Origin of the sequence: Methanothrix sp. (assembly GCF_024518575.1) — an archaeon.
Lineage (GTDB): Archaea > Halobacteriota > Methanosarcinia > Methanotrichales > Methanotrichaceae > Methanothrix_B.
Genome location: NZ_JANIHG010000055.1, coordinates 1 through 6,649, shown reverse-complemented (window position 1 = coordinate 6,649; position 6,649 = coordinate 1). Strand labels below are relative to the sequence as shown.

5 protein-coding genes and 1 pseudogene are annotated in these 6,649 nt (G+C 54.5%); 4 read left to right on the top strand and 2 right to left on the bottom strand.

The genetic code is table 11. The annotated features are described in order from the left end of the window. A pseudogene (locus tag NQU42_RS07955) lies at window positions 1-210 on the top strand (hypothetical protein); the annotation flags it as partial. Between the two features lie 278 nt (window positions 211-488). Here the strand turns inward: NQU42_RS07955 and NQU42_RS07950 are convergent. Together NQU42_RS07950 and wecB are read right to left on the bottom strand one after the other, a co-directional pair. After that, a complete protein-coding gene (locus tag NQU42_RS07950; protein WP_296610493.1) occupies window positions 489-1,316 on the bottom strand; it encodes a hypothetical protein in 828 nt (275 codons plus the stop codon). Between the two features lie 21 nt (window positions 1,317-1,337). Then, complete coding sequence (gene wecB, locus NQU42_RS07945; protein ID WP_296610491.1) at window positions 1,338-2,441, bottom strand: UDP-N-acetylglucosamine 2-epimerase (non-hydrolyzing); 1,104 nt, start codon at window positions 2,439-2,441, stop codon at window positions 1,338-1,340. A gap of 148 nt (window positions 2,442-2,589) precedes the next feature. On the opposite strand from wecB, the gene NQU42_RS07940 reads away from it, so the two are divergent. The 3 genes from NQU42_RS07940 to NQU42_RS07930 are packed head-to-tail and all read left to right on the top strand — an operon-like array spanning window position 2,590 to window position 6,380. Beyond that, window positions 2,590-3,114, top strand: coding sequence for an ArsR family transcriptional regulator (locus NQU42_RS07940; protein WP_296610490.1), 525 nt, complete (start codon window positions 2,590-2,592; stop codon window positions 3,112-3,114). 39 nt (window positions 3,115-3,153) lie between these two features. Beyond that, a complete protein-coding gene (locus NQU42_RS07935; protein WP_296610488.1) occupies window positions 3,154-3,948 on the top strand; it encodes a MarR family transcriptional regulator in 795 nt (264 codons plus the stop codon). Next, entirely contained in the window at window positions 3,945-6,380 is a 2,436-nt protein-coding gene (locus tag NQU42_RS07930; RefSeq protein ID WP_296610487.1) for a DUF5814 domain-containing protein, read from the top strand. The genes NQU42_RS07935 and NQU42_RS07930 overlap by 4 nt, the downstream gene beginning before the upstream one ends. The last annotated feature ends 269 nt before the right edge of the window (window positions 6,381-6,649 follow it).

Genomic DNA, 6,649 nt, shown 5'->3' with positions numbered 1-6,649 from the left:
ATAGCGAAATGGGAATGTTTTAAAGAAATACGGTCTAAAATAGAAGATATTTTCAATATAGCCAAAAGTTCTCTAGGTATGGATAGAATACACCAATATACTACACCAAGTGTCAAAAAGAACGTGTGCCGAAAAATTTTTCTGTCAGCAGAGCTAATTTATCTATCTAATATGCTAAATATCTCTCCAAAAGCCATTTCAGTATTATGATTCAGAGAGAGGGGTATTGTGTATTCTATCCATGTGCCATCGCTTAAAGCAAGCTGGCATCAGCACAGAGGAGCCAGAACACACCTCGCCACTCATCCGCGATATCCTGCTGTCTTAATACAGAAGCGGGTACGCTCTTGGAGACATGCGAGTACACTTTGGAGATATCGCCAACAGTCGCAATAAACAAAACATGAACACCCAAATAAGTACACGCCTCCTGGAACTTCTGGAGGAAACCCATGTATCAGGGTATTTTCACGCAGCCGGTTTTTCGCCTACCTCATCCTCCTCCTGAGATCGTCTCTCCTCAAGATCACATAGAGCGCCGCGGCGATCATCGGTATCAGCAGAATCACACCTCTGGGAAGAACCTGTGCTCTGATCACAGTCGCCAGCTCTGTGCTGACCTCTGTAAATCCAGACGTGTAGTTCACCCTGCAAACCACAGGGCACTCTCGCTCCTCAACTCTGGGGATCTCGATGCCCTTCGATCTCCCGGGAGGGATCTCGCCGAGCTCGATCCCGGATCTCCTGAGAATCAGAGGGAAATCGATCTGCACGCTCACATTCTTCGCTGTCCTGTCGCCCAGGTTCCTGATCTCGAGAGAGGATCCGCTGTAGATCAGGGAAAGAACCGGACCTGAGACGACCTTCACCTCAACATGGAAAACATCGGTGGAGTTCTCATACAGGAAATACACCTCAGGAGATCTCCCTCCGGACGTATCGATGCCAGAGAGCCACATGTAGCTCAGTATGATATCCACCGGATAGACGCCGATATCCTCGCCCGCGAGCGCGGCGATCTCCACCCTGATCTCAGACCCGGAACGCAGCGAGCCGAGATGCAGCGGCTCGCTCAAAATCCTAAACCTATCATCGCGGCTGACCGCCCTCAGGACCAGAGATATGGCATCAGAGCTGTTTAAGGTGTAGGGTGTCTCATCTGTGGAATTTGTCTGAGCGTTCCTGATGCTCAGAACGATGCTGCCCACCCTTCCGGCGTCGAGCTCCGATCCCACGCTCTCAACCGTGAGGTCAGGTCTCCCATATGCTGTGAGAGAGACGAGCAGAATCGCCAGAATCAGAGCGAATAGTTTCATCAGACGCGTCAGCTCCATGAATTACGGTGCTTTTACACGCTCCCCCGAGAAATCGCGGCTCGATCTCATAAAGCTCTCCATCAGATCCGCGATCCTACGGCTCGCCTCTCCGTCTCCGAAGACATGTGTCTGTGGAGTGGATGGCACAAAGCCTCTCGCATACCTCACTATGCTCTCCCTGGAGGCTCCAGCGAGGACGTTCCATCCATCTTTCACGGTCTCCACCCACTCAGTGCGATCTCTGAGCGTAACACATGGTACCCTGAATATATACGCCTCCTTCTGCACGCCACCCGAGTCCGTGAGGATCCTCAGAGCGTTCCTCTCGAGCTGGAGCATATCCAGATACCCCACCGGTTTTATCACCTTTATTCTCTCATTCAGGGAATTCCAGAGCCCTAGATCTCTGAGCCTTCTCTCAGTCCTCGGATGGCAGGGAAATACCAGACTGCTTCCGATATCCTCGAACGCGCCGATGATCTCCCTGAGCCTTTCATTGTCATCAGTGTTCTCCGCACGGTGGAGCGTCGCCAGAATGTACTCCTTCGGCCTGAGCTCCAGCCTCTCCAGAATCGTTGAACGCCTTGATATGTCCCTGCAGAGGTCCATCGCATCAACCATCACATCTCCTGTCAGGTATACACCCTCCACAATCCCCTCACGCCGAAGGTTATCCACAGCCGTCTTTGTGGGACAGCTCAGGAGATCAGAGCAGTGATCGACAAGCACGCGGTTGATCTCCTCCGGCATCCTGCGATCGTATGAGCGCAGCCCAGCCTCCACATGGACCAGAGTGATGTGGAGCTTCGCCGCAGCCAGCGCTCCAGCAAGCGTCGTATTTGTGTCTCCAAAGACAACGACTGCATCTGGCCCCTCCTTCATCAGGACGTCCTCGATGCGAGCCAGCATCTCGCCCGTCTGCCTGCCGTGGCTGCCCGATCCCACCCCGAGATGGTGGTCCGGCTCGGGGATCCCGATCTCGTCGAAGAATATCCTGTCCATCTCGTAGTCATAGTGCTGGCCTGTGTGAACTATCACCTCATGAAATCTGTCCCGCACTGCCCTGGAGAGGGGCGCGAGCTTTACGAAGTTCGGCCTCGCCCCGACAACAGATGCAACCTTCATTTCATGTACCTCTCAACCTCGTGTGGCCATCCATACATCTATATCTGTCGATGCCCGTCTCCCTGAAGCTCTTCAAAATTCGACCCGAAAGTGTGCATCATGGCTGTTCTCTCAAAAGCTTTAAGTGGTGTAAGCTCCAAAACAGAGCGTGGGATGCTCTGTGAACGGGAAAAGAACTAGGATCATCAACGATCCATCTGATCTGGTCCCTCTGCTTCAGGTTTTCGGCTCTGAATCTCACAAAAGGGTTTTCGATAAGCTCTGTGATCAGTGGCTCACTGAGAGGGAGCTTGTTGAGATCTTTGGAGACAACGATAGCGTCAGCCAGTCCATAGAGCTTCTCCGGAAGAGTGGCCTGATAGAGACGAAGTGGAGGGTGCCGGAGCCTGGCAAGAGCCCGGAGAAGGAGTACCATTCGGCCTTCTCAAGGGTTCAGGCGAACTTTTTCTCGTCCATGGAGGATCTCAGCGATCTCATCAGGGTAACATTCATGTCTGATGAGGAGCTCAGGGACATAACAGAAAAGCTCAGGGAGAAGGTCAGCTCAGGCATGACATCGATATCAACGCTCTCGCGGGATCTCGGAAAGAGCCAGATGTATCTTAAGGCGGTTGCCAAACGCGCGAAAGGGCTGACTGTGAGAGGTCAGAGGATAGAGCTCTCTGAGGATTGATTCCAGACGCAGGTCACTCAGGCCGAAGAGGAAGTAACAATGCCAAACGTTCTCCAGTCGAGACGGGACAGCTCCAGGTTCCAGATACTTGTGGAGATCGCCGCGCATCAGCCGAACGTCAGGCAGAAGGAGGTGGCTGACAAGCTCGGGGTGACACCACAGGCTGTCTCCGAGTACATAAAGGAGCTTGTTGCAGATGGCCTCGTCGAGACGGACGGCAGGATGCGCTACAGAATAACCAAAAAGGGTGTGGAGTGGCTACTTGAGAGCGCAGCTGAGCTCAAGCGCTACGCCAGGGTTGTGATGGAGGAGGTCATCAACCACGTCTCTGTATGGCCTGCGATCGCTAGGGACGATATATCAGAGGGGGAGCGTGTGACGCTCGAGATGGAGAACGGCCTTCTGTATGCTACACATCATCGTCCGGATGTTGAGGCCAGCGGAATAGCGATCTCCGATGCGTCCCGTGGGGAGGATGTCGGGGTCTCCGACCTGAAAGGTCTAATAAGTCTCGAGGAGGGCAGGATAAAGATCTGCAAGGTTCCCAGGGTCCAGCTGGGCGGCAGCAGGCGTGTTGATCTCAAGACGCTCGCTGGCTTGATACCCGAGAGAGGTCTTGTGGGAGCCCTGGGGATAGAAGCTCTCGTCTCCCTGAGGAAGGTCGGGAGGGAGCCGGATGTATTCTTCGGATCTAAGGAGGCGGTGGTCGAGGCCGCCTACCATGGCGTCTCCTCAATCATAGTCAGCGTCGACGAGCAGATCCCAGTGATTCTGAACCGACTGGAGTCAGAAGGTATTAAGTACGAGCTCGTCGACCTCACCCTGACAGGATGAGCTTGAACGTTCTGGCGCAGGCCGAGAAATCCAGGATTCTTCTGCTGCCAATAAAGGATGACAGGGTGGTCTTCGAGGGATATCTTCGCATAAAGGATACCCCAAGCGGACCCAGACCATACAAGTTTCTGGTTAAGAAAGATACCGTGAGGTATCTCCCCCCTGACGATTGTGTTAAGCTGCTACGAAAGGCAAGGGGCATCTTTGTAGCAAAGGGCGAAGAGGCTCTGGAGCAGAGATTCGTAGAGCTGCTGAATGCATACCAGCTGAAGCATCACAGGGTCTCTGTATGCCAGCACTGTCTTGGAAGAAAGAGGGTCACGCTCCTCGGAGAGGACTCTGTGAGTTACAGGGGCTCCAGAATATGCTACAGATGCGCAGTCGATGAGATAAACCGGGAGGCAGAGTTCAGAGGGATCGGGAGAGCCGGGAGAAGGCATCTCGCAGGGATACTTGCGAGGAGGCGCGACCTGGATCAGGTCATGGATCTCCTCAATCTCGAGAGGATCGATCCCGAGCTTACCAGGTTCGATGTCATACCCGCCTGTGAGGAGGTCGCATCTCTGAACCTTGACGAGATCGAGGTTCCCATGGAACTCAAAGATCATCTCAAGAGGCGGCTCAGCAGGCTTTTGCCTGTGCAGGCGATGGCTGTGAGGAAGGGACTTCTCGACGGGAAAAGCCTTCTTGTCGTATCGGCGACAGCGACCGGGAAGAGCCTGATCGGCGAGATCGCGGGCATTAAGAATCTGATCGAGGGAAGAGGCAAGCTTCTTTTTCTCGTCCCACTGGTCGCATTGGCAAACCAGAAGTTCGGGCAGCTCTCCGCTTATTCCGAGCTTGGATTCAGGACTTCCATAAAGGTGGGTGTGAGCCGGCTGCGGCTTGGGAGGGACTTCAACCTCCCGACGGATCTGGATGCTGATATACTCGTTGGAACATACGAGGGCATCGACCAGATTCTCCGGAGCGGCAGGAGCCTTGGAAGGATCGGGACAGTGGTCATAGACGAGGTCCACATGCTCGAGGACCCTGAGCGCGGCCACAGGCTCGCGGGAATGATCGCGCGGCTGAGGTTCGTCGCTCCCGGGGCGCAGTTCATCTACCTCTCAGCGACCGTCGGAAATCCGGCAGCTCTCGCAAAGAGGCTCGGCGCAGAGCTGGTCGAGTACGAGATCAGGCCTGTGCCCATTGAGAGACACCTGATCTTCACATCGCCCGCTGACAAGCTGCAGCTGATAAGAAAACTGGTGAACTCCGGGGCGTCTGTCAGATCCTCGACCGGATACAAAGGACAGACGATAATATTCACGAACTCCAGGAAGAAGTGCTTCTCGCTCGCGCAGGCGATTCCAGGGGCGGTCGCGTATCATGCAGGCCTCCAGTACCATGAGCGTAAGAGGATAGAGGAGCTATTCGCTCAGGGGAAGATCAACGCGGTCGTCACGACATCCGCGCTGGCTGCGGGCGTGGATTTTCCTGCATCGCAGGTGATATTTGAGACGCTCGCGATGGGGATCGAGTGGCTGACGGTGCATGAATTCAACCAGATGCTCGGCAGGGCAGGCAGGCCCGGATATCATGACAGGGGTCTTGTGTACATACTCGCAGAGCCCGGGAGGCACTACAGCGGCACAGAGACCGAGGATGAGGTCGCCCTGAGGCTTCTAAGCAGCTCTGTAGAGGACGTCTCACCGCATTACGAGGAGCAGCAGCAGCTCGAGGAGGTCCTCGCAAACACAGCCGTCGCCCGATCCATGGAGGACCTGAAGGGGCTGCACAGGCTCACGATCGGCCTGGACGATCTCAATAGATCTATGGAGATCCTGCGCGAGAGGGATCTCGTGAGGGGCATATCTCCCACGAGGCTCGGCAGGGTGGTGGCAGCTCACTTCCTGAGCCCGGATCAGGCAGAACTTGTTATAAAAGGCATGGAGGCCGGAAAGCCCTCCATCGAGATCGCTGTCGAACTCGAGCAGTTCGATGCCCTGTTCCTGAGGGCGGCAGAGGAGATATCATTCAGGATCAGAATGCAGGTGGCGCAGAGGGTCTTCCAGGGATCCTTCTTCGATCTCATCTCGAGCCCAGATCTTCTCAAGCTCGATCGTAGAATCCAGGAGGAGTGCCTGCGGTTCGCGAGGGATTTCATGCGATGCAACTGCAGGGAGGCGCCTTACTGCGGATGCGTCGAGCGGTCTGTCTCGATGCGAATTCTTGAGATGAGATCGCAGGGAATGGACCCGAAGGAGATCCTAGATGAATTCAGCGACGATTATGGGATATACGGATACGAGGGAGATCTGATCAACTATCTGGACCAGATCGTCAGGTATCTGGAGGCGATCGAGTCGATGGCCAGGGTCCTGGGGAGATCGGAGATCGCAGAGGACGCCGCCAGGTCGAGGAGAAGGATCGAGGGGGTGGAAGGATGAAGGTGGTGCAGGACAAACACAGATCTTCAGGCTGGTGCAGGCAGGCCCGCGTTCAGGGCAGCAGAAGGTCGGATCCGAATGATGGAGCTGTAGGAGGTCATCCGGTCTCCATTTTTGCACATCCTGTACGACAATGTCAAGCTACATAAAGTGTCAAAAAGAACGTGCCCCGCAAAATTTTCTGTCAGCAGAGCAAATTTATCCATCTAATATGCTAAATATCTCTCCAAAAGCCATTTCAGTATTATGATTAAGAGAGGGGTAAAAGC